Genomic DNA, 22,383 nt, shown 5'->3' with positions numbered 1-22,383 from the left:
TAGTCTTATGGCGACAATGAATAGAACCCCCGGCGATCTTGAACTGGGGCCTAATCCGCAGGGACGGATCGGCAAGGCGATAGAGCTCCCTGTCCTTGAAAACTTCGGCCTGGATAGCCAGATTGGCCCGACGTTCCTTGGTCTTTGGAATGTTGCGGCGTATGTGACCGGTGGGATCTTTACCTTTATCTGGTTGTCGGTAATGGCGATGCAGGTCAACTGGAACCCGATTGCATTTGCGAAGTATTTCTTTGTCTTGCAGATCGACCCGCCCGCTAGTTTCTATGGCCTTAGCTTTCCCCCCCTCCATCAGGGTGGCTGGTGGCTTATTTCGACCTTCTTCCTGACGATTTCGATCTTTTGCTGGTATATGCATCTCTATACCCGTGCAAGGACGCTTGGCATCAAGCCCTATCTGGCGTATGGTTTCACCGGTGCGATTATTCTCTACCTCGTGATCTATATCATTCGCCCGATGTGGATGGCCGACTGGTCTGAGGCGCCTTCGCATGGCCTCAAGGCGTTGCTTGACTGGACGAATAACGTGAGCGTGCGCTACGGGAACTTCTACTACAACCCGTTCCATATGCTCTCGATCTTCTTCCTGCTTGGTTCAACAGTGCTGCTGGCAATGCATGCTGGTACGATCTGGGCGCTTGAGAAGTATGCCGCCCACGAAGAGTGGGACGAGTTGCAGGCCCCTGGTACCGGTACCGAGCGGGCGCAACTCTTCTGGCGCTGGTGCATGGGCTTCAATGCCAATGCGTACTCGATCCACATTTGGGCCTTCTGGTTTGCCTGGCTCTGTGGGGTGACTGGTGCCATCGGTGTCTTCCTCTCGATGCCCGATTTTGTCAATAACTGGTTCCAGTGGGGGGTCGAGGCTGGGATTGCTTATCCGCAGTTCCTTCAGCCCGGTCAATAAGGCCCTCTGCGTTGCCTGAAGATCGTTCATTATGGGCAGAGCCTCCGCATAGCGGGGGCTCTGCTGATATGTTGTCATTTGAGGTGCCGCTGCTCGGTGTGCCTCTGGTTGTGCATGCTGCGGTAGGCTTTGAGCCGATGCTGCTGCGTTGTTTTCGCCAGTGGCTTACGTTGCCTGCCTCATTGCGTGCTTCCACGCCCCCGGCAAGACTCCATCTGCTCGTGCAAGCCCCCCAGCCTGATGAACCTGAGGCGATGGCATCGTCGCGTTTTGTGGTACGGAGATATGCGGATACGGTCGTCGCTGCTCAGGGCAGCAATCTGTGCAGTGCTGACCTGAAGCAGGGTGTGGCGGTGGCGTTTCTGACCCCGGGGTTGAGCGGCAACGAGGCCGTGGTTGTGCCTCAGGTGATCGAGTATCTTGGCCTGTTGCTCGCAAGTCGTCACGACCGGCTGCCTGTTGCGATGGCTGGCCTCGTGCTTGACGGGATGGCGGTTCTGCTCAGTGGCGAAGTGGGGCTTGTCAGTGCGCTTACCAGGGCATCCATTGAAGCGGAGATGGCGCTGCTGGCCGAGCAGACGGTCTATCTCAGCTTGGCGCACGGGTTACGCGTCTGGGGGCATGCCAGTGAGGGTACGGGCAACCGGGCAACCCATGCTGAACGGGTGGTCACATGCCTGGTCGAACAAAGAACCGGACAGGCGAGCCAACTTGAACGGCTGGAAGCTGCGCTGGCTCAGCACGAATTGCAGCAAAAGACCGAGGAGCAAGCCTGCGCGGCCCTGGTGAAAGCAGGCGTGTATCGTCTTGCCGTGGGCGCAGATATGGCTCCGGCGGTGGCGTTGCTGCGTCATCTCGCGAGTGAGGGCTAGAGGGTCGTGTTTGACGCAAAGGCGCAGAGGCGCAAAGGTGCCTATGTTGGAGGCTGTCTGAAAAGGGTGTCAGCATCGTGCGCCACCACGTGGTGTGCCCTTGGAGTGCCGGCTTTAGCCGGCTAAAGCCGGCACTCCGAAGCAAACCGTCGCCTTTTCAGAGAGCCTCTTGGCAACATCTTGGGGCTAGAGGATCGCATCCCAAAGATAGTCGCGCAGATCGATCCGGTCGTTTGCATCAACCACAACCCCTTCAGCTTCGAGCAGGGCCCGTTGCAACGCAGGTTCGTAGGCGTTGGTAATGAGGCCGCGGTGATTGACAACCCGCCACCACGGCACCTCATCTTCACTAGACAGGCGCAGGGCATGCAGGGCATAGCCCACCAGCCGCGCCTGTCCACCAAAACCAGCCAGTATAGCAATGCGCCCATAGCTGCTGACGCGCCCAGGCGGGATCTGGCGCACGACGGCATAAATCGCCTCGTAACTCTGCACTAGTGTCAGGCCAATCTGCCGCCGTCAACCGGGATGGTTGCGCCGGTGACAAATGAAGCACCATCGGAACAGAGCCAGATAACGGCACTGGCAACTTCATCGGGTTGGCCTAGGCGTCCGACCGGTTCCCCTTCGGCAAATTCCTGCAAGATCGCTTCATCGCCGCCAGTAAAACGGTCAATCATCGCGGTATGGATCGTACCGGGGCAAATCGCATTGATCCGAATATTACTACGGGCATATTCGAGGGCGGCGGCGCGGGTCAAACCAATAATGCCATGCTTGCTCGCCACATAGGCTGAAACCCCACGCGAACCAGTCAAACCGGCGACGGACGAGGTATTGACAATAACGCCACTGCCCTGTTTGAGCATCTGCTGCAACTCGTACTTCATCGAGAGCCAGACCCCTTTCAGGTTGATGCCAATCACCTCGTCCCAGACTTCCTCGGGGTACGCGTCCATCATCGAGCGTGCGCCCTCGATCCCAGCGTTGTTATGGGCAAAATCAAGTCGGCCATAGGTAGCAACCGTCAGATTCACCAGGGCTTCGATATCGGCACGGCGCGAAACATTGGTGCGTACAAAGAGTGCATCAGTCTGCTCGGCACGGACCATGGCGGCCGTCTCTTCGCCTGCGGCCTCGGCAATATCAGCCACCACCACCTTGGCCCCGTGGCGGGCAAAAGCGAGCGCACTTGCCCGTCCAATTCCCGAGCCGGCTCCGGTTACCAGCGCCACCTTGCCAGTGAACTGTCCAACCATCACGTAACCTCCTCTATGATCAGACTCTGGCCTCATCGCCAGAGGAACAGCCTGTTCGCGGCCATGATACAACACTTTTGCCTTGCAGATCTGTGCCAGGAGGTGGTTATGCAGGGCGATTGCATCATACGCAACCGGATACAAAAAGACGCTTTATCAGGGCACCCGCCAGGGGTGCCCCTACTACAGGCCGGGGGCCGGATCCGGTGTACGGGTGCCCTGGCGGGTGCCCTGGCGGGTGCCCTGGCGGGTGCCCTGGCGGGTGCCCTGGCGGGTGCCCTGGCGGGTGCATACACGGAAGATGCAATCGTCATATACCTCAGCACGCTGCTTCTTGACAGAGCCATGGCTAGGGTTGTACACTCATATTAGTTCTCGTTGCATAGCGCAACAGTTGGGTTCACTTTCCGTGGGATTGCTGTGTCAACATCGTTTCCTGACCATATAAGCGACGAGCGGCTGGCTGATGATGTGCCAGAACCGCGTCGGCGTACATCACTCTTTCGGCATCTGATCGAGTGGTTGATCCTGGTGCTCGTGATTGTCGCGAGCATGACGGCAGCCCTTACGTTGACCTTGCTCTTCACTGAGCGTCAATACGAGCAACGCATCTACCCAAATATCCATATTCGAGGGGTTGATGTGAGTGGGATGACGGTCGAAGAGGCCCGGGCGGAGGTCGAACGGGCATACGGGGCTTTTCTCTATAATCCGGTCGAATTGCAGTTTGGTGAGGCGAGTTGGCATCCTGCGGCTGATGAGCTTGGGTTGCGCCTGGTGCTCGACGATGCACTGGATGAGGCGCTGGCCTATGGGCGAGGCGCGACCAGGCTCGAGAATGTGCGCATGGCGGCGACCGTCTGGCAAGAGGGCATGGATCTGCCGCTTCGCCTTGAAATTGATCAGCAGGTGATGCAGCAATATCTGCTTGGCCTTGCTGCGACGATCGAAGATCCGCCGCGTGATGCAGCGCTGTGGCTTCAGGGTGCCACGGTTGTGCAGCAACCAGAACACTGGGGCCGCCAGGTGCTGATTGACGAGACGGTGGCCGATATGACGGCGACTGTCCAGGAACTGGTACGGCGCCCGGTGGTCGTGCGCACGCGCGAGGTTGAGCCACGCTTGCGTGATGCAGAGGTGGCGCCTTTTGCCGATGAACTGCGCCTGATGCTCAGTGAGCCCATTGTGCTCAACGGCTCAACGGGAGCGTGTGGGCAGGGTTGTCAATGGCAATGGTCAATTGACGAACTGGCCTCGTGGCTGAGTGTACGACGCATCGTTGGTGAGGATGGTGAGCCGACCTATGCGATTAGCCTTGATCCCACGGAGATCCGTAACCTGTTGCGCCCACTTGCCACGGCGGTACGTGAAGAGGGCACCTTGCCGAGGGTTGCCTGGAATGGCGGCAACCTCGTGATTACGGCCCCTGGAGCCAATGGTCAGGGCATGGACGTTGATCAGGCGGTCGCTGACATACGTTCGCTGTTGGCGCACGAAGAGCGAACAATCGAGCTACCAATGGTGGCGATCCCGCCACCGGTGACGGCGAATAATCTGGCAAGCCTTGGCATTACCGATCAGGTGGCCTCGGGCGTCAGTTCGTTTGCGAACTCTGAGCAGTATCGCATTACCAATATTCGTGCGGGAGCGCGGCGGATGCATGGGGTGCTGATCCCGCCGGGGGCACGCTTCTCCTTCAATGATCAGCTTGGATCGGTTGACGCCGCAAATGGCTTTGTCGAGGGTTTGGCGATTGTCAACAACCGGACGCAGAAGGAGTGGGGTGGTGGGCTGTGTCAAGTTTCAACGACCGTCTTTCGGGCGGCGTTCTTTGCTGGCGTGCCGATCAATGAACGCCATGCCCATGCCTTTCGCATCAGTTGGTATGAAGAACTTGGAGAACCACCAGGGTTTGATGCGGCCATTTTCACCCCGTATAACGATCTGCGTTTTACCAATGATACTGGTCACTGGCTCTTGATGGAGAGCTATGTGGATCTGAGTCGGCAGCGTCTGTCGGTGGCCCTCTATGGGACGCCAACGGGTCGCACGGTGACCTATGATCACCGTGTGGTTGCGCGGATGCCTGCGCCTACCGCCCCGGTCTACGTGAATGATCCGACGAAACCGGTGGGTTATGTACGGCAGAGCGACGTGGCGCGCGGTGGGATCACAATCGAATTGTATCGTACGATCACCAGGGGAGGTGAGTCATCACGGCAGACCTTTGCGACGGAGTTTCGCCCCTGGCCGAATATTTATGTGCGAGGGACGGGGCGGTAAAGGGGCCTGCGGCCCTCACCTTACAAAAAAGGTGGTTGTTTTGACGCAAAGGCTTCCGCGAAGGTGCGCTCACGCTTCGCACTTTTGTGTGATCTTCTTGGAAAAGGATTGGGCCTACGGCCCTGCAGCAAGCTTGTTTGGGGGTGTAACCCGCGGCAATGTCTGGTATACTGAACCTGAAGGCGTTCTCTTTTTTTGAGAATGATATTTGTGCTTTTTGTCACAATTAAGTGAAAAAGGCGACAGCAAAGAAGGAAGTGGGCAATGAAGGCTCGCGAGATCATGACCACCGAGGTGATCAGAATCCTGGATGATGCCACCGTCGAAGACGCGGCACGCTTGCTGGCGCGGAATCGGATCAGTGGGTTGCCAGTCGTCAATGAGGCGGGCATTCTGATTGGTCTGGTGACTGAGCTTGACCTCATCGCTCGGCAGGGGCGTCTCGTGAGTGATATTATGAGTCGAGGGGTCATCACGATTGGGCCTGAGACCGAAGTTGAACAGATCCAGCACCTCTTGACCAATCAACGGATTCGGCGTGTGCCGGTCGTCGAAGATGGCAAAGTGATCGGAATTGTGAGTCGGTCGGATCTTGTGCGCCAGATTGCGATGCGCTGGGTCTGCGGTATCTGCGGTGAGAGTGTGCGTGGCCTGGAACCACCTGACTACTGCCCCAGTTGCGGCGCGGGCGCGACGGCGTTTATTCACGATGTGGTGCCGCCTGGTATGTAACTGAGGAGTGACCAGATGGTCAAAGAAGCAAATGTGGTATACCCGTCGCTGGTCGACGAAGATGCCAATGAGTTACGTCACTATTACTATCAGATGCTCTTGCTCAGGCGCTTTGAGGAGCGTACGGGCGAGATGTATGTGAAGGCAAAAATCGGTGGTTATTGCCACCTGAATCTTGGTGAGGAGGCGACAATTGTTGGCCTCATGGCCGCCTTGAAGGCTGAAGATTATATTTTCACGAACTACCGCGATCATGGCTATGTGCTGGCACGCGGAACCCCACCCGGGCCAATTATGGCCGAGTTATTCGGCAAAGAGACCGGGGTGAGTGGAGGGCGGGGTGGCTCGATGCACCTGTTTGATGCCGAGCGTCATTTTATGGGCGGCTATGCGATTGTCGGGGGGCAAGTGCCCCTTGCGGTCGGTGCTGCCTACGCCCTGCGCTATCAGGAAAAATCCGGGGTCGTGGTGGCCCAGATGGGCGATGCCACAACGAATATCGGGGCTTTTTATGAGTCGCTCAACCTGGCGAAACTCTGGAAGTGTCCGGTGCTCTTCTTTATTGTCAATAATGGCTATGGCATGGGAACCTCGGTGGCGATGGGCTCTTCGGAGCCGGATCTCTGGAAGAAGGGGGCTTCATTCCGCATTCATGGTGAGCAGATCGATGGCACTGATGTATTGGCTGTACGTGATGCTTGCCGCCGTCTGCGTGATTATGCCGAGCGCGAGGCTGATCCGGTGATCCTTGACATGGTCAGTTTCAGATTTCGCGGGCACTCGGTGATCGACTCGGATCGTTATCGCAACCCTGAGTTTGTGCGTAAAGGCCGCCAGGAGCACGATCCGGTGCGCAATTTTGCGACCTTGCTGCATGAACATGCGATCATTGATGATGCCTGGCTCAAAGCCACAGCCGATCAGGTTGAACAAGAGATTCAGCAGGCAATCGATTTTGCTAATGCGAGTTCCGATCCAAAGATCGAGGATCTCTATCAGTTTATGTATGCCACCGAAGTTGCCAATACACCTGGCCCCGAAGATGCACTCGCGGCGGTGAAGATCAATCGGGGAGAGGTGTAAGATGCCGATCATTACCTATCGTCAGGCGTTGAACGATACACTTGGCGAAGAATTAAAACGCGATCCGAATGTGCTTTTGATGGGTGAAGAAATCGGTGTCTTTCAAGGCTCGTACCGGATTACCGAGGGCTTGCTGCAAGAGTATGGACCCAAGCGGGTGGTTGACACCCCGATTGCCGAAGAGGGTTTTGTCGGGGTGGCGATTGGTGCAGCAATGCTTGGTTTGCGCCCAGTCGTCGAAATCATGACGATCAACTTTATCCTTGTAGCGATTGATCAGGTTGTGAATCATGCCTCGAAAATCCACTACATGTTTGGTGGGCAAGTGCGGGTGCCCCTGGTGATCCGCACCCCTTCGGGTGGCACCGGCCAGCTCGGCGCGACCCACTCGCAGAGTTTCGAAAACTGGTTTGCCTACTGTCCCGGCCTAAAAGTTGTGGCCCCCGCAACCCCGTATGATGCCAAAGGGCTGTTGCGGGCTGCGATCCGCGACGATGATCCGGTGATGTTCATCGAGAGTCTGGCGTTGTATGATACCAAGGGCGATGTGCCCGAGGATGACGATTTTGTGGTGCCGATCGGGGTGGCCGAGGTTAAACGCACTGGTACCGATGTAACAGTGATTTCGTATTCACGGATGACGGCCGTAGCGATGCAAGTTGCGCAGCGCATGGCGAACGAGGGCATCAGTGTTGAAGTGGTTGATCTACGTTCGCTGCGCCCGCTTGACCGTCCGACGATCATCGCGTCGGTCAAAAAGACCAACCGCGCCGTCGTAATCGCCGAAGACTGGTATTCGTATGGCGTCACCGCCGAGATTGCGGCCACGATCCAAGAAGAGGCCTTTGACTATCTTGACGCACCGGTTCAGCGCGTCGCAGGCATCGAAACCCCGTTGCCCTATGCCAAAGATCTTTCGGCGGCCTCAAAGCCGAGTGCGCACAGTTTGATCTACGCGATTCGCAAGGTGATGGAGTGAGCTATGGGTGAGATAACAATGCCGCGCCTGTCTGATACGATGTCGGAGGGTGCGGTTGGGCGCTGGCTCAAAAAGCCAGGTGATCAGGTTGAGGTTGGTGAGATTATCGCCGAAATCGAAACCGATAAGGCGACGATGGAACTGGAGTCGTTCGAGAAGGGAACCTTCCAGAAGATTGTGGTGGCTGAGGGTCAGACGGTACCAATTGGCGAAGTGATCGCCTACATTGGGGATGGCCCGGTGGAAGAAGCCCCGGTGGTCAAGGCACCTCCGGCGAGTGCGGCCCCACCTGCGGCCCCGGCGAAAGCGGCTCCGGCGGTTGCCCCGGTGGCAGCGAGTTCCGGTGGGAGTGACGAGAATGGGCGAGTACTTGCGTCGCCTGTTGCCCGACGCATTGCCAGTGAACTCGGCATTGACCTGCAGCTTGTAGAGGGGACAGGCCCGGGCGGGCGCATTGTGAAAGAGAATGTCGAAGCCTACGCGGCCACGCTGACAGGCACGAAACCTGCGCCTGTGGCACCGGCGTCGGTTCCAGCCACGCCGCCGGAACCGACACCGGCCCCGCTTGCCCCGGCAGCGCCCCCGAAGGCCCCGGCTTCGGCGACACCGATGTCGCGGATGCGCAAAGCGATTGCGCGCGCCATGACCGAGGCAAAGCCAGGTATTCCGCACATCTATGTCTCGATGGAGATCGACATGGATGCGGTGATGGCGTTGCGTGAGCAACTCAATGCCGCAGGTGCCGCGCCGGTCAAACTCTCGGTCAATGATCTGGTCGTCAAAGCGGTGGCCAAGACCCTCAAAGCGATGCCAGCCGTGAATACAAGCTTTGTGGTCGGTGAAGATGGGCAACCGGCGATCGCGCATCACGCAGCAATCAATGTCAGTGTAGCCGTCGCGCTTGATGATGGCCTGATAGCGCCGGTGATCAAAGATGCTGACACAAAGAGTGTCGGCACGATTAGCGCTGAGATCCGCGCCCTGGCGAACAATGCACGTGAGGGCAAGATCAAGCAGAACGAGATCGAGGGCGCAACCTTTCAGGTCACGAACCTCGGTATGTTTGGCGTCAGCGAATTTGGCTCGATCATCACCACGCCCCAGGCGGCCTCGCTCGCGGTCGGGGCCGTCCGCAAAATCCCAGTCGTGCGTGACGATGCCATCGTCGTGGGTCAGGTCATGACCGTCACGCTCAGTGCCGATCATCGGGTCGTGGACGGCGCAGTAGCGGCACAGTTTCTCCAGCAACTCAAAGCTTTGCTCGAAACCCCGTTGAGCATCCTGATCTAGGATCAATACCTTGCAAAGAAGACCTCACAGGTCTGCTCGTTCGCATTGGGACGCCAGCATCAAGACCTGTGAGGTCTCTTCATGCGCCGTTGACCCCGAGCCAAAGGCAAGCAACAGTTTCTCCTTCAGGGCGAGGACGGGGAGCCATTGCCCTGCCGCCATGCTTTGCGCTATAATCACGGGAGGAGGAACATGTGATGGCGGTTGAGGCAAGTGTTCAGCGGGTGCGCATCTATCTTAGCCAGAGCGATCAGTGGCAAGGTGGCCCACTCTATCTGGCGATTCTCGAACGGCTCCGCAGTGCCGGGGCGACCGGAGCCACGGCGCTGACGGGGCTGGCCGGGTTTGGGCCGGGGCAGCGTGGTCGTCTCGCCATGCTCAATGAGTCGGGGTACGATCTACCGGTCATCATCGAATGGCTAGATCGCCCCGAGCGGGTTGTCCGCATTTTGCCGCTGCTCGACGATCTCTGTGGTGAGGCGATGGTGACCAGCGAGCCGGTGCCTGTCTATCGCGCGACGTTGCGTGCGCGCGGGCCGTTCAGCGCTGATCGCTCGGTTGGCGATCTGATGCAAACCGAACCTCCTACCGTTACCAGTGCTACCCCGTTGCTTGAGGCCTTGCGCCATTTGGTCACCGATAAACTTGCGGTTTTACCTGTGGTTGATGCGACTGGCCAGCTCGTGGGCACCCTGACCGACCAGGATGTAACCTGGCGTTCACCGCTACGGATGCCCGTCTGGATGCTCACCAGGTTAACCTCTGCTGAACGTGAACCGCTCGTGCAACGGCTGAACGACCTCACGGTCGGCAGCATCATGACGACGGAACCACGGTGTGTTATGGAGACGATCGCGATCCCGCAGGCGCTGACCACGATGATCGAATGGGGCCTCCGCCAGGTACCTGTGGTGGATCGTCACCGCCGACTCGTTGGTCTGCTTGATGAAGACGCTATCTTGCGTGAAGCGGTAACGCAAGCCCAGAGCAGTGCTGATGAATCCGCAGTGCGTGAGGCTGAACCTCCACCCCCGGTGAGCCTAGTGATGCAGACGGTCTTTCAAGCGGCAACCACAACGCAACCGCTCAACCATGCCCTGACGCAACTGTTGGCAACGCGCCTTCAGCCGCTCTTTGTCCTTGATCCTGAGCGTCGCCTCGTTGGTATGCTCACCCTTGGCTCAGTCTTGAAGGGGTTGGCTGGCGAAGAACGAACGAAATTACTGATCGCCCTTCAGCAGCCTGAGCCCCCAGAGAAGGCCAGCTTGCCAGGGCGCGATCGTCCCCTTGCTGAACTGCTTGAGCCGCCGCCTCCTTCCCTTGTCCCCGAGATGAGCCTGATCGACGCGGCCCATCGCCTGATCGAGCTTCAAGCGACCCAATTGCCCGTCGTGAATGGCGAACAGACATTATTGGGTATAATAGCGCCTGGTGGACTCGTCCGAGCTCTTTTGCAACAGAGTGAATAAGGTACCTGGAATATGAGTAAAACGGTTTTGATTACTGGTGGGGCCGGGTTTTTAGGCATCAACCTGGCCCGGTATTTGCTTGAGCGCGGCTATGCTGTGCGTTCGCTTGATATTGCCCCCTTCGACTACCCCGAACGTGATCGTGTCGAAGTGCATACTGGCGATATTCGTGATAAGGCCGCGGTTGAACGTGCTATGGCGGGGGTTGACATCGTTGTCCATACCGCTGCGGCCCTTCCTCTTTACAAACCCGCAGACATCTTTTCGACCGATATTGACGGCACGCGCAATGTCATTCAGACGGCGCAGACCCAGAATGTCGAGCGTTTTATCCACATCTCAACCACAGCCGTCTATGGCATTCCCGATCATCATCCGCTGCTCGAAAGCGATCCAATGGATGGGGTTGGGCCGTATGGCGAAGCCAAAGTCAAAGCCGAGCAGATCTGCCTCAGCTATCGTGAACAAGGCATGTGCGTCCCGATTCTACGACCCAAATCGTTTATTGGACCTGAACGCCTCGGCATTTTTGCGATGCTCTACGATTGGGCCAAAGACGGCAAAAACTTCCCGCTGCCAGGCAACGGCAAGAATCGTTATCAGTTGCTTGATGTTGAAGACCTGTGCGAAGCAATCTATCGCTGCGCAACGCTTGAGCGCGAACAGGTCAATGATACCTTCAATATTGGTGCCAAAGTCTTTACAACGATCAAAGAGGACTTTCAGGCCGTTCTGGATGCTGCCGGCTTTGGCAAAAAGATTATCACCTTCCCGGCTGCCCCGATGACGGCAGCGCTGGTCGTGCTCGAACGCCTCAAGCTTTCGCCAGTCTACAAATGGGCCTATGGCACGGTCACCGAAGATTCTTTTGTTTCGGTGGAGAAAGCCGCCCGCATCCTGGGGTTTGAACCGAAATACTCCAACAAGGATGCGCTGGTGCGCAACTATCGCTGGTACATCAACCACCTCGGCGATTTCCAGCATGCCACCGGCGTTTCGCACCGTGTCCCCTGGAACCAGGGAATTCTCAAGGTAGTCAAGGTCTTCTTTTAACGCTAATGGTACGTACACAAGATGTCAGCCCAGTTCGCATCTTGTGTGCGTACCATCAGCGTTTTCTGGAGGCTTCGTCCTGAGCCAAGGGATCGCGTCCATAGACAGTCACGATCCGCTCGATCAACGTGGTCGTACTACGACCGGCGCTATACGGCAACAGTTGCACCTCACCGCCATAACTGAGCACCAGTCTTGCCTCGGGCAAGCGGCTCAGATCTGGTGAAAGATCGGGCGTGCTGGCATAATCGCCCCCTTTGACATAGAGATCGGGACGCAACGCAGCTACCACGTGCTCGGCGGTCAGTTCAGCAAAGACGGTCACATAGTCGACCGGGCGCAAGGCATTCAACAGCAACGCCCGATCCTCTTCGGGGATCAGCGGACGTTGCGCCCCTTTGAGCGCTCGGCTCGACGCATCCGAGTTGAGGGCGACAATCAACCGATCCCCAAGCGCACGTGCCCGCGTCAGATACTCCACGTGGCCCGCATGCAGCAGATCAAAGATCCCGTTGGTTAACACCACACGCAAACCCTGTTCTCCCCAGTGAGCACGTTCCTCAACCAGCGTCTCCAACGTACAAATTGCCATTGGTGCGTGCCTTTTGATAATGCTATAGCAAGCCTAGACGATTTGTGTCTGAGGAGTGACGGCTTTAGCCGGCTAAAGCCGTCACTCCTGTTTACAAACCCGTTAGGTTTGTTATGTGCGAACGCATGCGTAGTCTGTGCATGACATCTCTGATGATTTGACGCAAAGGTTTGATCCATCTCCATGCGGAGCTTTGCGCCTCGGCGCCTTTGCGTCAAACAACCCGTCTTATTTGCAAAGGATGGGAACTGAGTCAGCGATAGGGCGAACTCAATACGCCAAGCAAACTCATCGCTACTGCCACCACCAGAGTACATACGTAGAGAATCACCACCACTGATCCACCAGAAGGCGCACCGACGAAGAACGCGGCCGTGAGGAACACCGTCGTCAAAGGAAAAGTCTGCGTGTTTGCCAGCCAGAGCCCGCGGCGCCAGTTGCCCCGGCGCACCCGTTCACCGGCAAAGCGACCAATGGTTGTTCCCGCTGCGGAAATCAGTGTCCAGAGAAAGGCCGCCGTAAAGAGATTCCAGGCTTGCTCGGGACTCGTCCAGCGAAACGCACTCCCCCCGATCCAGCCAAGCAGCGCACTCACCCCAAGCGGAATTAAAAAAGCCAGAGAGACCTTCACACCGACCTCGCTTGCTCAGCCACAAGTTGGGCATAGGTTTCCTGCGTAATGAATTCTCCACCCTCGATCGATCGGCTTATCTCATTGCGTTTCCGGTCGAAGGTGAGTTCGGCATACATCAGCCGAAAACAGCGCGCATCCATGATCTCTTTCCGCAAATGGTAGCCTTCGACGCTCTCGTTGTCATCGTAGAGCACGGTGAGATCATTGTAGCGATGCACCCGCACATGCACCGGTGCGCCACAACGGCTGCACTGCACATAGAGGTGCAGCGCAGGATCTTCTTGTTGGGCCTGACCGCCAAACAAACGCCGGAAGAAGTTCATACAGAAAACCCCTCTTGTTGCTCTGGTTGGGAACCAGAGCAACAAGGATTGCTGGGGCTACGCCCCAAAACCTGGCTTCTTTCGCTGGAAAAAAGCCAGCTATGCTGACTTTTTTCCAGCGAAAGAAAGATTCCTGGGGGCCGCAGGCCCCCAAACCTCCAGACCCCATCCCTGAATCAAAGCTATGAGGCAGGCCGAACATAGACAATATTTGAATGAAACGTGCTCTGTCCAGCGAGATCAGCCAGGGCATCGGGGGTTGTCCAGTTGATGTTGCGCTGATGACGGGAGAATTTTGCCCAGGGGCCTTTGGGGGCCACGGCCACGCCAGGCGGGACATCGTCGGTAACGCGGACGCGCAGTTCACACCAACCCCGCTGGTTTTCTACAATCACATACGCGCCATCACTGATCTGACGTTGCGCCGCATCAGATGGATGTATTTCAATGAATGGTTCGCCCTCTTTGGCCCGCAAGCTAGGTTGATTCGCCAGACTCGACGAGACAAAGTGGTGCGATGCGCCCGAAATGAGGATCAGCCCACCGGTTGCACCATACGCCCGTGCCGCGACATACTCGGCGGGCTCTTCATAGTAGGGCAAGGGGTCAAGCCCACGGGCTTCCATCAGACGCGAGGCGAGTTCAACCTTGCCTGAAGGCGTCGCAAAACGCAGATCCCCAAAGGGGATGTCGGTTGCTTCGGTAAAGTGCAACGGCACTGTCCCCTCTTGTTGCAGGCGTTCGAGGGTAATGCCGGTGAGATAGGGATTCGTCGCCCGCGAAGCTTCAAGTACCCCAGCAAGCGCCTCTTCGGCGCTCTCGTGCAGCCAGGGTTCGGTATAGCCCATGGCATGGGCGAGCAGACGACTCACGTCCCAGTTGCTTTTGCACTCGCCGGGGGGCACAACCGCCGCATGATTGTATTGCAGGTAACGATGCCCATAGGCCCGATGGAGATCCGTGTGCTCAAGCTGGGTTGTGGCAGGCAAAACGAGATCGGCATAGTCGGCGGTATCAGTCATAAATTGCTCGTGTACCACCGTAAAGAGATCTTCGCGCTTGAGGCCCTCGACGATCAGGCCGGCATTGGGCGACGACGCCACCGGATTGGCACAGTAGACAAAGAGTGATTTGATGGGCGGATCGGTCACTTCGCCAGTCAGGGCTGCCCCAAGGCGATTCATATTGATCACCCGCGGCACCGGTGGGCACTCGCTGCGATGGCTCAGCGCCTCGGCATCCCAGGTGGCATAGCCGCCAGTTGAATAGCCTAGCCCCCCACCCCGTACACCATACTGCCCAACGAGCGCAGGCAAGCAGAGCAGAGCGCGAAAGATCTGGCCGCCATTTTGATGCCGCTGCACACCATCGGCTGTCTTGAGCAGGGCTGGTTTCGTCGTCGCATAACGACGAGCCAGGTTAACAATTGTTTCGGCAGGTATCCCCGTGATGGCAGCAACGTGATCAGGTGAATACGCACGAGCTCGTTCGCGCAGTTCACGCCAGCCGTGGCTATACGCCTCAAGCCAGGCCTCATCGTGCAAACCCTCGGCAAAGATCACATGCATCAACCCGAGGGCCAGCGCCCCATCAGTCGCGGGACGGGGCTGCAGATGTTCATCCGCCGAGCGTGCCGTCAGCGTGCGGCGCGGATCGATAACGACCACATAAGTACCGGCTTTCTGCGCCTCGCGGAGAAAGGGCATAAAATGTGGCCCGGTACTCGCAGGATTGTGTCCCCAGATCAAGACCAGTTTGCTCTGGCGCACATCGGCATAATCGGCACTATGGCGTGCCCCGAGGGTTGCCATCACGGCTGCGTGAGCCGCCGCCGAACAGATCGCCCGCTCGAGCCCACTTGCCCCCATCCGCCCCCAGAGACGTGCATCCATCATCACCGTCTGCACCAGGCCCAGGGTGCCACTATACGAATAGGGCAGGATCGCCGCTGCTCCGTACTGAGCAATAAGCGCCTGCCAGCGGACAGCAATGGTGGCAAGTGCCTCGTCCCAACTGATCCGTTGCCACTGACCTGCGCCCTTGGGGCCTACCCGCCGCAACGGATAGAGCAGACGCTCATCACTTGTCACCCGTTCAAGATAGGGGCGCACCTTAGCGCAGAGCCAGCCGCGGGTCACCGGATGTGCTGGATCAGCATAAAACCGAACGGCCCGCCCATCCTGCACCTCGGTAATCGTTGCGCACGTATCGGGACAATCGTGGGGACAGGCCCCCCTGAAGCGTACCGGCTCATCCGTCATCATCTTGCTCCTCACCGCCCTCAACTCCATTGTCGCGCAGCAAGGTTAGCTACGCTAACCTTGCTGCGCGACAAAACAACAACTATCCATGGGAACGGTCATCTCCAGCAATAAATTGTGGTACAACGGTATCATCAAGATCGAGCAGACGGGTTGCGATCCAGGCAATGGTAAACGTTGGAATCGGCTGAGTAAAGGGAATGAGCGCCTCAAGCGCCGCCTTATTGCGCAAGCCACGCAGCCCTAGGCGATCCAGGGTAATCCAGCTAATCGGCGCAGCAAAAATATCGAGCGCAAAATCGAGCAAGTCGAGCAAAATGACCAGTGAGAGCGGAACATACTGGAGGGTCGTAAAAAAGCCCGCGTGGTACGGCACACGCAGCGCCTTGATCTGGTGCCACATCAAGGCGAGCCCGATCACCGCAATGAACAGCGCAACACCCATGGCAACCAGGATCCAAAAAAAAATAGTACTAAGGTTTTCTAGCATTGTCATCATCTAGAGCAATATTATGAAGTTGGCACTTCTAAAACGAACAACATATCTTCTTATGTTGACGTTCGTTCGGAAAGGTTAGTTGCGCTCGCCTCCCAAGCGTCATTGCGCTCAACGTACACGCCATCGTGGTGCTGACTTCTATAGTGCCAAATCACGAGGGCAAGCAGCGGCACCAGCAGGGTGACCAGCAGGGTTGAGAATTCCAGCACAGCCCCGAAAGGTGGCTGGGTCGCATTCAAGAAATCAAAGGGCCTCACGAAAGGGGCTGTCACCGTGTACAATACCATGATCACCGGATTATCGGGGCGTGCGGCAAGCGCCCGCGCTACCAACCGGGCGAGCAACAGCATCTCGCATGCGCCTGCAACGATCAGCACGCTGGAAGCGATCGGATTTGTGCTTAATCGGTGGATCTGTTCGGCTCGTTTTTGCGTCATGGTATAGTAGTATTACAACAAAGGCTTGCATATGCCAACATCAGGATGCCATCCCCATGTCAACCTGAGCAGAGGCGCAGCCAGAGCAAAGGGCCGCTCGTGTGCATCAGAACCCAAAATGCTTCGCTGCGTTCAGCATGACAAATTTTGTTGTCGTAGCAGGGCAGGTGTACAATAAGAGACATGGGGTTGGCCGCCAATCATGATTGGCGGCGACCATCGTCCCAATCGCCCCAATCGCGCTCTTCAGCAGCACGGATTGCCCGGCGTTTGGCAGCGCGACGTGACAGGGGTATAACATCGTTCAGGACAGCATAGAGGGCTATTTCCTGGTCGGGATGATCCTCAATCAAGCTTGCGATCAGCGTCATATCGACGCCACGAGCCTGTAACAAGGCGGCAATCCGGTGAGCTTCGTCTTGATCTTCATCCACCAGAGCCATGATTAATTGGGTTTCGAGTGGTATTGTCATGTCTGTTTATGCAGTTAATAAAAGCGGCCCTTGATCCGTAATGGCAAGGGTATGTTCAAACTGAGCCGAACGCTTGCCATCAGCAGTGCGTACGGTCCAGCCATCACGTTCAAGCTTTGTCTCGGCAACGCCGGCATTGACCATTGGCTCGATGGTAAAGACCATCCCGGTCATAATTTTACGACCTGTTCCATGTTCACCATAATGCAGGATGGTGGGATCTTCGTGGAGGTTTCGTCCCAGACCATGACCAGTATATTCGCGTACAACACTGAATCCATTGCCCTCGGCATAACGCTGAATGACCGCGCCAATATCACCAAGCGTTTTGCCGGGATGCGCCTGTTCAATCCCAAGTTCGAGACAATGACGGGCGGTATTCAGCAAGCGCTGAGTCGCTTCATCAATCTCGCCGACCGGAAAGGTCTCACAGGCATCGCCGATCCACCCGTTGAGGCTCAGGCCAATATCAATGCCGATAATATCACCCTGACGGAGGCGAACCTTCTTGCTGGGGATACCATGGCAAATGACGTCATTGACCGAAGCACAGATCGTACCCGGAAACGGTGGCGTTGCGGGCCAACCGCGGCGACGTTGGGGTACATACCCTTTATAGACTGGTTCGGCTCCACGCGAGCGGATAAACTCTTCGGCAATGGCATCCAGTTCCAGCGTAGTGATCCCCGGCCTAATCTGAGTGCGCAGGAGTTCGAAGGTTTCACGCACAAGTTGCCCTGACTCGCGTAGCAACTCGATCTGATGCGCGCTCTTCAATGTGATGGCCATGTCGTCCCTTGACTATACAGATTATGTTACTTCATCAGCTATAGTATACCCGATTCTTTCGAGTGAGTGAGGCGCCCAGTGTATCTTTTTCAACGACCCCTGACCCGTGTGCTAGGAGCAAGTTTGTTGCTGCTGATTCTGGTGGCGTGTGTGCCCGAACCACCACAGAGTGTTTTGCCGACCTTGCCAGCGGTGCTCGATATTACCCCGGCACCGACCCTTGACATTGATGCAACCGCAACTGCTTTTGCGTTGATCGCGCTCCCAAGCCCAACTCCGGCCGCTCTCTATACGATTCAGCCTGGTGATACGCTCAGTGACCTGGCCCTCCGTTTCAATACAACCATTGATGAACTCTCGGTTGCTAATGGTATTACTGATCCCAATGCGCTCCAACCTGGTCAGACCCTGATCATTCCGTCGCTGTTGCGTACGCCCGTCACCGAAGGAGTGGTGCCCTTGCTGACCCCAACCCCAACGTTGTCTACGCCATGACGCGAGAAGACTAGGCGACGTCGCGGGCGGCTTCGTCGCACGAGACCTGCCAGGTGTGCGCCACAGGGATCCTGGGCGTACCGGAGAAGTGTCCCGGCACCCACCTGGCAGGTCTGCCGTCCGCCGACAACTTCTCAGATAGTGCTGAAAAGGCTCCCTCCGGCGGTCATGACAAACAGGAGATTCGCGAGAATGCCGACAACAAGGCTGATGGCAACCATCAAGAGCAGGTACATGGTGCGGCGACGGATCATGCGCTTGAATTCGCCCTGCAAGATCAATTCGAGGGTCTCTTGATGGGCGGCAAGCACGGTCTCTACCCGTGCTCCTTCGGCCTCGGCCTGGGCAAGCGCATCGGCTACATCGCAGAGTTCGCGGCACCCTCGGTCGCGTGCGGTGAGGCTCAGCGCGGCAAAGGGCCGGAGTCGCTGGTCAGCCCCGGTTTCAAGCGCGTCACTCACCAGCGCTTGCATCACAGCCAGACGTGGATGGGGTCGTCGGGTATAGCGCCGCATGATTTCAATCGGTGCTTCAAAGCTGCCTAGTGCAACCCGTACAAAGCTGATAAAGCCCGGCGTGAGCCGCCGTAAGGCTGCGGCCTGCCGTTCGTGCCGCAGTTGGGGGAGGCGTGGCAAGACAAAGCCTAGCCCAAGATATGCCGCGAGGGCGGCGCACACCAGCAGGTTCGCCTGGTTCCCCCTGACACCGCTCCCCATCGCCGCCCCCAAGAGCAGCGCGGCCAGGCTGAGGCCAGCCAGTTGCCCGGCCAGCAGCCGCCCTGTCGCCGTCAACGGTGTGTTGCTGAAGGTGAAGGAACGGCGGGACAAACTTTGACTACCGATGGTGAGTCCGAGAAGGCTGAAGAGTCCACCCGCGAGTGCCATCGTATAGAATGGCGCTCCAGGAGCGAGGAAAAGATCAGGCATAGGGGCCTCTCTATTCTTTCAAGCAGGTTGATGTTCTGCTCTGCGTGAGCAGAACCTAATAGTCGGCATCCTCAACCTGGGCGAGTGCGAAGCCACCGAGGACTGGCAAGATCAGGGCCAGGCCAACGATCGGGGCGACAAGCATGCCCAGGGGGGTGGTGTACGCGACAATAACCCGTTCCCACTGTGTCCAGCCTAGATAGAGCGCCATAGTTACGCCAGCGAGCCCGACGGCCACGCCGCTATACCGCATCTGGGCGAGTTCAGTACGTGCTTCGTCGCGTCGGCGATCCGATGCTTGCAGCGCGGCATAGGCTGCTTCGCAACGCCGCGCCAACACATCCTGGGGCTGCCCGACCGAGGCCCCAAGATGGTTGAGCAGGTTGGCATGGCGGCGTGAGGGCGTCTGATCGGCGAGCGCAATCACCACCTGTTGTGCCGTGGCAATGCCTCCTCCTTCCAAGGGCATTCCCTGGCGCGAAACCAGGTAGCTCCATTCGCTCTGCAAGGGGCCAGAACCAAGATCGACGGTCACCCGCTCTAGCGCAGGACGTAAACCGGTGCCTGCTTTGAGCAGCGCACTCAGACGCCCAACAGCAGCCGTTAACTGCTGATCAAGTTGCTGGATATAACGCTGTTCAGCGACCAGCACCATTGCCCACACGAGCAGAGCGGTCAGTGGGAGCCCCAACAAGAGCGCGAGACTCAACGGGGCAAACAAAACCAAGCCGATGCTGAGCATGATCGCAAGCACAAGGCCAGTTGTGACGAGTTGCGCTGGCGTGATGACCACAGGTGCCCAAAGCAAGGCAAGATCAGGTCGCATATGCTCAGGCATCGAGGCAAGCCTGTGCCGCTGCCGCTTTGTTTGCACGGTGACCGTCAGCCTGATCAGGGCAGGACGGACAAGGGTGGCAAGGATCAGCAACGTCAGCAAGCCGGTCACGGGCAAGACTGCGTGGATCAGCCACGCGGTTTCGGGATGGGTAATCGCAACAAGAAGTGGTATCATCGTCGTATCCCTGGTTAAGTAGTTAAAGCTTCAAGCGCAGCCTGCACCGGGCCGAGCGCGTCGCCACCAATCTCACCGGCGGCGTGTAGGATGGCGAGTGCGTCGCGTCGCGTTGCGAGCGTCTCAAGGGCGACGCTCTTCGACAAGACCATCGGATCGCACTGGGTCAACAAGTCAACCGCATCGCGGGCACGACCTTGCGTCAGGGCCAACCGTGCCTCGGCAATCTGAGACCGGGCCAGGTAGTCACGGTCTTCACCAGCCGCAATCGTGCGCTCAAGGTGCTCCCACCCCCCCGCAGGGCTGTGGGCTGCGACGATCGCCAGATCTGCCATGACTTCACCATAGGCGGCGCGTGCGTCAGGCCAACGACGCGAACCAAGAGTCGCCTGAATAGTGGCCTCGGCCTGGCGCGATTGGATCGCCATCGTGCTGGCAGCCTCGAGATCGAGTTCAAGGACGCGCTGTGCCGCAGTGACAAGCCGTTGATCGCGGCGATCACTCCAGGCTCGCCGCAAGATTGCCAGCGCCTGCGTTGCATCGCCCGAACGCGTGACGGCACTTGCCCGTGCAATGGCTTCACTGACCGCAGCATGGGTTGTCGCGGCTGCACGTACATCGGCCCGCAATTGCAAGAGCTCAAACCGACGCTGCAAGGCCTCTGGGGTTCGCGCCTCTGTTTGCCAGACCAGACGATCATCATGGGCGACGGCCTCGACGTGCCATGTCACCTCGCCTTCAGTATGTTTCACGCGGGCCAGCGGGACAAATCGAGGGCGTAAACGCTCGCCCTGCGCCTCGACACCATCAAGGAGCAGGATCTCGTCAATGTAGCGCCGTCCGCTCACCTTCTCAAGGTGGATCACGACCTGAAAGTTATCGCACGTATCTTCGAGCGCATGATCACGTCGCCCTTCGTAGATATAGGCGCCTGGCATGGCCGCACAGTCGGCAAAACGGCTTACCGCACGCGCTGCCGAGCGGGCGTGGATGGTGGTCACAACGGCATGGCCGCTGACGGCAACGGCGAGAATTGCCCCCGCTTCATCGGCACGCGTCTCGCCGGGTGCGACCAGCGAGGGCGTCTGGCGCAAGACTTCACGTGCTGCGCGCCCAAAGGCCCCCCGTTCGACGGCGGTCTGCACCAGTTCGCGCGTCCACGCCCGATGACGAACGTTGATCTCCAGGGTGTTGTCCTCAATCGTGATGACATGCGGCTCGCCCGGCCACGAGTTGACCAGGGCTTCGAGCAGTGCCGTTTTGCCACACCCGGTCTCGCCCGCAATGATGAAGGAACAGCCCGCCCGCACAAGCAGGCGCAAGAGATCGCCCACGACCTGATCACACGCCCGCCGACGCAGCAGATCATCGAGCACCCAGGCATAACGCCGCCCGCGACGAATGCAGATCAGGCCAGTCCCATCGGGCGTACACGGCGGAATGGTGACATGCATCCGGGTTCCATGCGCAAGCGGTAGCGTGTCTTGGGGACGTGAACGGTCGAGCGGTACATTCAAGCGCGCCGCCAAGAGCATCGCCCGATCCAGGGCTTGACGCGGATCCTGGAACCGCTCGGCAACCAGACTAAAATCAGCTCCTTCTTCCTGTACCATAATCAGATCACCAATGATCTTTACCTCCTGAATGCGCTCATCATCCAGGTATGGTTGGGCCGGTCCCCAGCCGAGCGCCTCTTGAAAGAGCCGTAAGAGTGAGCGTTCATCAGTTGGCAAATGGCGCAATGGCCCATACCCTGCCTCGACCTGATGCCCAATCTCGGCACGCAAGACGCGTAACACTTCTGGATCGCGTACCGATGCTGGTGCCACCGGGTCAAGCAAGGTCGCACTCATGCGATCACGAAGCGATTCGCGTACCGCCTGAAGCGTCAGGGCATCAAGGCCACTCGTCGGAGCATGCCCCGCCGTAACTGGACTCAAGTTGGTCAGGCCACCATCTTCAATCACGGTCAATGGACGATGTGAGGTCAGCATGTG

Annotated in this window: 23 protein-coding genes; 10 read left to right on the top strand and 13 right to left on the bottom strand. The window is 57.9% G+C overall.

Annotated elements, in window-relative coordinates; all coding sequences use genetic code 11:
• The first annotated feature begins 7 nt into the window (after positions 1-7).
• Positions 8-925, top strand: a complete 918-nt coding sequence (gene pufM / locus EKD05_RS00345; protein WP_129670322.1) for a photosynthetic reaction center subunit M — start codon at positions 8-10, stop codon at positions 923-925.
• Positions 926-993: 68 nt separating this feature from the next.
• Positions 994-1,797, top strand: a complete 804-nt coding sequence (locus EKD05_RS00340) for a hypothetical protein (RefSeq protein WP_129670321.1) — start codon at positions 994-996, stop codon at positions 1,795-1,797.
• A 186-nt stretch (positions 1,798-1,983) separates the two neighbouring features.
• Here the strand turns inward: EKD05_RS00340 and EKD05_RS00335 are convergent, their stop codons facing one another.
• Both EKD05_RS00335 and EKD05_RS00330 read right to left on the bottom strand, forming a co-directional pair.
• On the bottom strand, positions 1,984-2,292 hold the full coding sequence (locus EKD05_RS00335) for an MGMT family protein (RefSeq protein ID WP_240695553.1): 309 nt from the start codon (positions 2,290-2,292) through the stop codon (positions 1,984-1,986).
• Between the two features lie 5 nt (positions 2,293-2,297).
• Positions 2,298-3,056 carry an SDR family oxidoreductase gene (locus EKD05_RS00330; protein ID WP_129670319.1) on the bottom strand — a complete coding sequence of 253 codons (759 nt, stop codon included), beginning with the start codon at positions 3,054-3,056 and terminating at the stop codon, positions 2,298-2,300.
• A 420-nt stretch (positions 3,057-3,476) separates the two neighbouring features.
• Here EKD05_RS00330 and EKD05_RS00325 point away from each other — a divergent pair, with 420 nt between their 5' ends.
• From EKD05_RS00325 to EKD05_RS00295, 7 genes are all read left to right on the top strand, one after another.
• The gene (locus tag EKD05_RS00325) at positions 3,477-5,339 is read left to right on the top strand and encodes a VanW family protein (RefSeq protein WP_240695552.1); all 1,863 of its coding nucleotides are present in this window, start codon (positions 3,477-3,479) and stop codon (positions 5,337-5,339) included.
• A 264-nt stretch (positions 5,340-5,603) separates the two neighbouring features.
• Positions 5,604-6,071, top strand: coding sequence for a CBS domain-containing protein (locus EKD05_RS00320; protein ID WP_129670318.1), 468 nt, complete (start codon positions 5,604-5,606; stop codon positions 6,069-6,071).
• Positions 6,072-6,086: 15 nt separating this feature from the next.
• The gene (gene pdhA / locus EKD05_RS00315; protein ID WP_129670317.1) at positions 6,087-7,154 is read left to right on the top strand and encodes a pyruvate dehydrogenase (acetyl-transferring) E1 component subunit alpha; all 1,068 of its coding nucleotides are present in this window, start codon (positions 6,087-6,089) and stop codon (positions 7,152-7,154) included.
• A 1-nt stretch (position 7,155) separates the two neighbouring features.
• On the top strand, positions 7,156-8,133 hold the full coding sequence (locus tag EKD05_RS00310; RefSeq protein WP_129670316.1) for an alpha-ketoacid dehydrogenase subunit beta: 978 nt from the start codon (positions 7,156-7,158) through the stop codon (positions 8,131-8,133).
• A 3-nt stretch (positions 8,134-8,136) separates the two neighbouring features.
• Positions 8,137-9,423 carry a dihydrolipoamide acetyltransferase family protein gene (locus tag EKD05_RS00305; protein WP_129670315.1) on the top strand — a complete coding sequence of 429 codons (1,287 nt, stop codon included), beginning with the start codon at positions 8,137-8,139 and terminating at the stop codon, positions 9,421-9,423.
• A gap of 197 nt (positions 9,424-9,620) precedes the next feature.
• Positions 9,621-10,892 (top strand): DUF190 domain-containing protein, encoded by a 1,272-nt coding sequence (locus EKD05_RS00300; protein ID WP_129670314.1) that lies wholly within the window; start codon positions 9,621-9,623, stop codon positions 10,890-10,892.
• Positions 10,893-10,904: 12 nt separating this feature from the next.
• Positions 10,905-11,945 (top strand): NAD(P)-dependent oxidoreductase, encoded by a 1,041-nt coding sequence (locus EKD05_RS00295; RefSeq protein WP_129670313.1) that lies wholly within the window; start codon positions 10,905-10,907, stop codon positions 11,943-11,945.
• Between the two features lie 55 nt (positions 11,946-12,000).
• On the opposite strand, the gene EKD05_RS00290 is transcribed toward EKD05_RS00295, so the two are convergent.
• From EKD05_RS00290 to map, 8 genes are all read right to left on the bottom strand, one after another.
• Positions 12,001-12,537 (bottom strand): adenylyltransferase/cytidyltransferase family protein, encoded by a 537-nt coding sequence (locus tag EKD05_RS00290; protein WP_129670312.1) that lies wholly within the window; start codon positions 12,535-12,537, stop codon positions 12,001-12,003.
• A gap of 253 nt (positions 12,538-12,790) precedes the next feature.
• Positions 12,791-13,168 carry a hypothetical protein gene (locus EKD05_RS00285; RefSeq protein ID WP_129670311.1) on the bottom strand — a complete coding sequence of 126 codons (378 nt, stop codon included), beginning with the start codon at positions 13,166-13,168 and terminating at the stop codon, positions 12,791-12,793.
• A complete protein-coding gene (locus EKD05_RS00280; RefSeq protein ID WP_129670310.1) occupies positions 13,165-13,494 on the bottom strand; it encodes a hypothetical protein in 330 nt (109 codons plus the stop codon). Before EKD05_RS00280 ends, EKD05_RS00285 begins: the two co-directional genes overlap by 4 nt.
• Before the next feature lie 182 nt (positions 13,495-13,676).
• A complete protein-coding gene (locus EKD05_RS00275) occupies positions 13,677-15,758 on the bottom strand; it encodes a molybdopterin-dependent oxidoreductase (protein WP_240695551.1) in 2,082 nt (693 codons plus the stop codon).
• A 79-nt stretch (positions 15,759-15,837) separates the two neighbouring features.
• A complete protein-coding gene (locus tag EKD05_RS00270) occupies positions 15,838-16,200 on the bottom strand; it encodes a hypothetical protein (RefSeq protein ID WP_240695550.1) in 363 nt (120 codons plus the stop codon).
• Positions 16,201-16,304: 104 nt separating this feature from the next.
• A complete protein-coding gene (locus EKD05_RS00265) occupies positions 16,305-16,691 on the bottom strand; it encodes a YggT family protein (RefSeq protein ID WP_129670308.1) in 387 nt (128 codons plus the stop codon).
• A 200-nt stretch (positions 16,692-16,891) separates the two neighbouring features.
• Positions 16,892-17,164, bottom strand: a complete 273-nt coding sequence (locus tag EKD05_RS00260; protein WP_240695549.1) for a hypothetical protein — start codon at positions 17,162-17,164, stop codon at positions 16,892-16,894.
• A 6-nt stretch (positions 17,165-17,170) separates the two neighbouring features.
• Positions 17,171-17,953 (bottom strand): type I methionyl aminopeptidase, encoded by a 783-nt coding sequence (map, locus tag EKD05_RS00255; protein ID WP_129670307.1) that lies wholly within the window; start codon positions 17,951-17,953, stop codon positions 17,171-17,173.
• 123 nt (positions 17,954-18,076) lie between these two features.
• Here map and EKD05_RS00250 point away from each other — a divergent pair, with 123 nt between their 5' ends.
• Positions 18,077-18,448: a LysM domain-containing protein gene (locus EKD05_RS00250; protein WP_240695548.1), complete on the top strand. Its 372-nt coding sequence runs from the start codon at positions 18,077-18,079 to the stop codon at positions 18,446-18,448.
• Between the two features lie 134 nt (positions 18,449-18,582).
• Here the strand turns inward: EKD05_RS00250 and EKD05_RS00245 are convergent, their stop codons facing one another.
• The 3 genes from EKD05_RS00245 to EKD05_RS00235 are packed head-to-tail and all read right to left on the bottom strand — an operon-like array spanning position 18,583 to position 22,380.
• Positions 18,583-19,374, bottom strand: a complete 792-nt coding sequence (locus tag EKD05_RS00245) for a hypothetical protein (protein WP_129670306.1) — start codon at positions 19,372-19,374, stop codon at positions 18,583-18,585.
• A 55-nt stretch (positions 19,375-19,429) separates the two neighbouring features.
• Positions 19,430-20,386: a hypothetical protein gene (locus EKD05_RS00240; protein ID WP_240695547.1), complete on the bottom strand. Its 957-nt coding sequence runs from the start codon at positions 20,384-20,386 to the stop codon at positions 19,430-19,432.
• Positions 20,387-20,400: 14 nt separating this feature from the next.
• Positions 20,401-22,380 (bottom strand): ATPase, T2SS/T4P/T4SS family, encoded by a 1,980-nt coding sequence (locus tag EKD05_RS00235; RefSeq protein ID WP_129670305.1) that lies wholly within the window; start codon positions 22,378-22,380, stop codon positions 20,401-20,403.
• Positions 22,381-22,383 lie beyond the last annotated feature (3 nt).

The sequence above is a fragment of the Candidatus Chloroploca sp. Khr17 genome, from assembly GCF_004138165.1.
Lineage (GTDB): Bacteria > Chloroflexota > Chloroflexia > Chloroflexales > Chloroflexaceae > Chloroploca.
The sequence above is the reverse complement of the archived record's forward strand: the minus strand, read 5'-3'. Positions and strand labels throughout refer to the sequence as shown.

Coding starts and splice junctions, on each gene's coding strand:
- EKD05_RS00260 (WP_240695549.1), bottom strand. CDS start 17,164: ATGACAATACCACTCGAAACCCAATTAATCATGGCTCTGGTGGATGAA.
- EKD05_RS00330 (WP_129670319.1), bottom strand. CDS start 3,056: ATGGTTGGACAGTTCACTGGCAAGGTGGCGCTGGTAACCGGAGCCGGC.
- EKD05_RS00240 (WP_240695547.1), bottom strand. CDS start 20,386: ATGATACCACTTCTTGTTGCGATTACCCATCCCGAAACCGCGTGGCTG.
- EKD05_RS00245 (WP_129670306.1), bottom strand. CDS start 19,374: ATGCCTGATCTTTTCCTCGCTCCTGGAGCGCCATTCTATACGATGGCA.
- EKD05_RS00275 (WP_240695551.1), bottom strand. CDS start 15,758: ATGATGACGGATGAGCCGGTACGCTTCAGGGGGGCCTGTCCCCACGAT.
- EKD05_RS00280 (WP_129670310.1), bottom strand. CDS start 13,494: ATGAACTTCTTCCGGCGTTTGTTTGGCGGTCAGGCCCAACAAGAAGAT.
- EKD05_RS00305 (WP_129670315.1), top strand. CDS start 8,137: ATGGGTGAGATAACAATGCCGCGCCTGTCTGATACGATGTCGGAGGGT.
- EKD05_RS00290 (WP_129670312.1), bottom strand. CDS start 12,537: ATGGCAATTTGTACGTTGGAGACGCTGGTTGAGGAACGTGCTCACTGG.
- EKD05_RS00310 (WP_129670316.1), top strand. CDS start 7,156: ATGCCGATCATTACCTATCGTCAGGCGTTGAACGATACACTTGGCGAA.
- EKD05_RS00270 (WP_240695550.1), bottom strand. CDS start 16,200: ATGGGTGTTGCGCTGTTCATTGCGGTGATCGGGCTCGCCTTGATGTGG.
- pdhA (WP_129670317.1), top strand. CDS start 6,087: ATGGTCAAAGAAGCAAATGTGGTATACCCGTCGCTGGTCGACGAAGAT.
- EKD05_RS00235 (WP_129670305.1), bottom strand. CDS start 22,380: ATGCTGACCTCACATCGTCCATTGACCGTGATTGAAGATGGTGGCCTG.
- EKD05_RS00300 (WP_129670314.1), top strand. CDS start 9,621: ATGGCGGTTGAGGCAAGTGTTCAGCGGGTGCGCATCTATCTTAGCCAG.
- EKD05_RS00320 (WP_129670318.1), top strand. CDS start 5,604: ATGAAGGCTCGCGAGATCATGACCACCGAGGTGATCAGAATCCTGGAT.
- EKD05_RS00340 (WP_129670321.1), top strand. CDS start 994: ATGTTGTCATTTGAGGTGCCGCTGCTCGGTGTGCCTCTGGTTGTGCAT.
- EKD05_RS00295 (WP_129670313.1), top strand. CDS start 10,905: ATGAGTAAAACGGTTTTGATTACTGGTGGGGCCGGGTTTTTAGGCATC.
- pufM (WP_129670322.1), top strand. CDS start 8: ATGGCGACAATGAATAGAACCCCCGGCGATCTTGAACTGGGGCCTAAT.
- map (WP_129670307.1), bottom strand. CDS start 17,953: ATGGCCATCACATTGAAGAGCGCGCATCAGATCGAGTTGCTACGCGAG.
- EKD05_RS00265 (WP_129670308.1), bottom strand. CDS start 16,691: ATGACGCAAAAACGAGCCGAACAGATCCACCGATTAAGCACAAATCCG.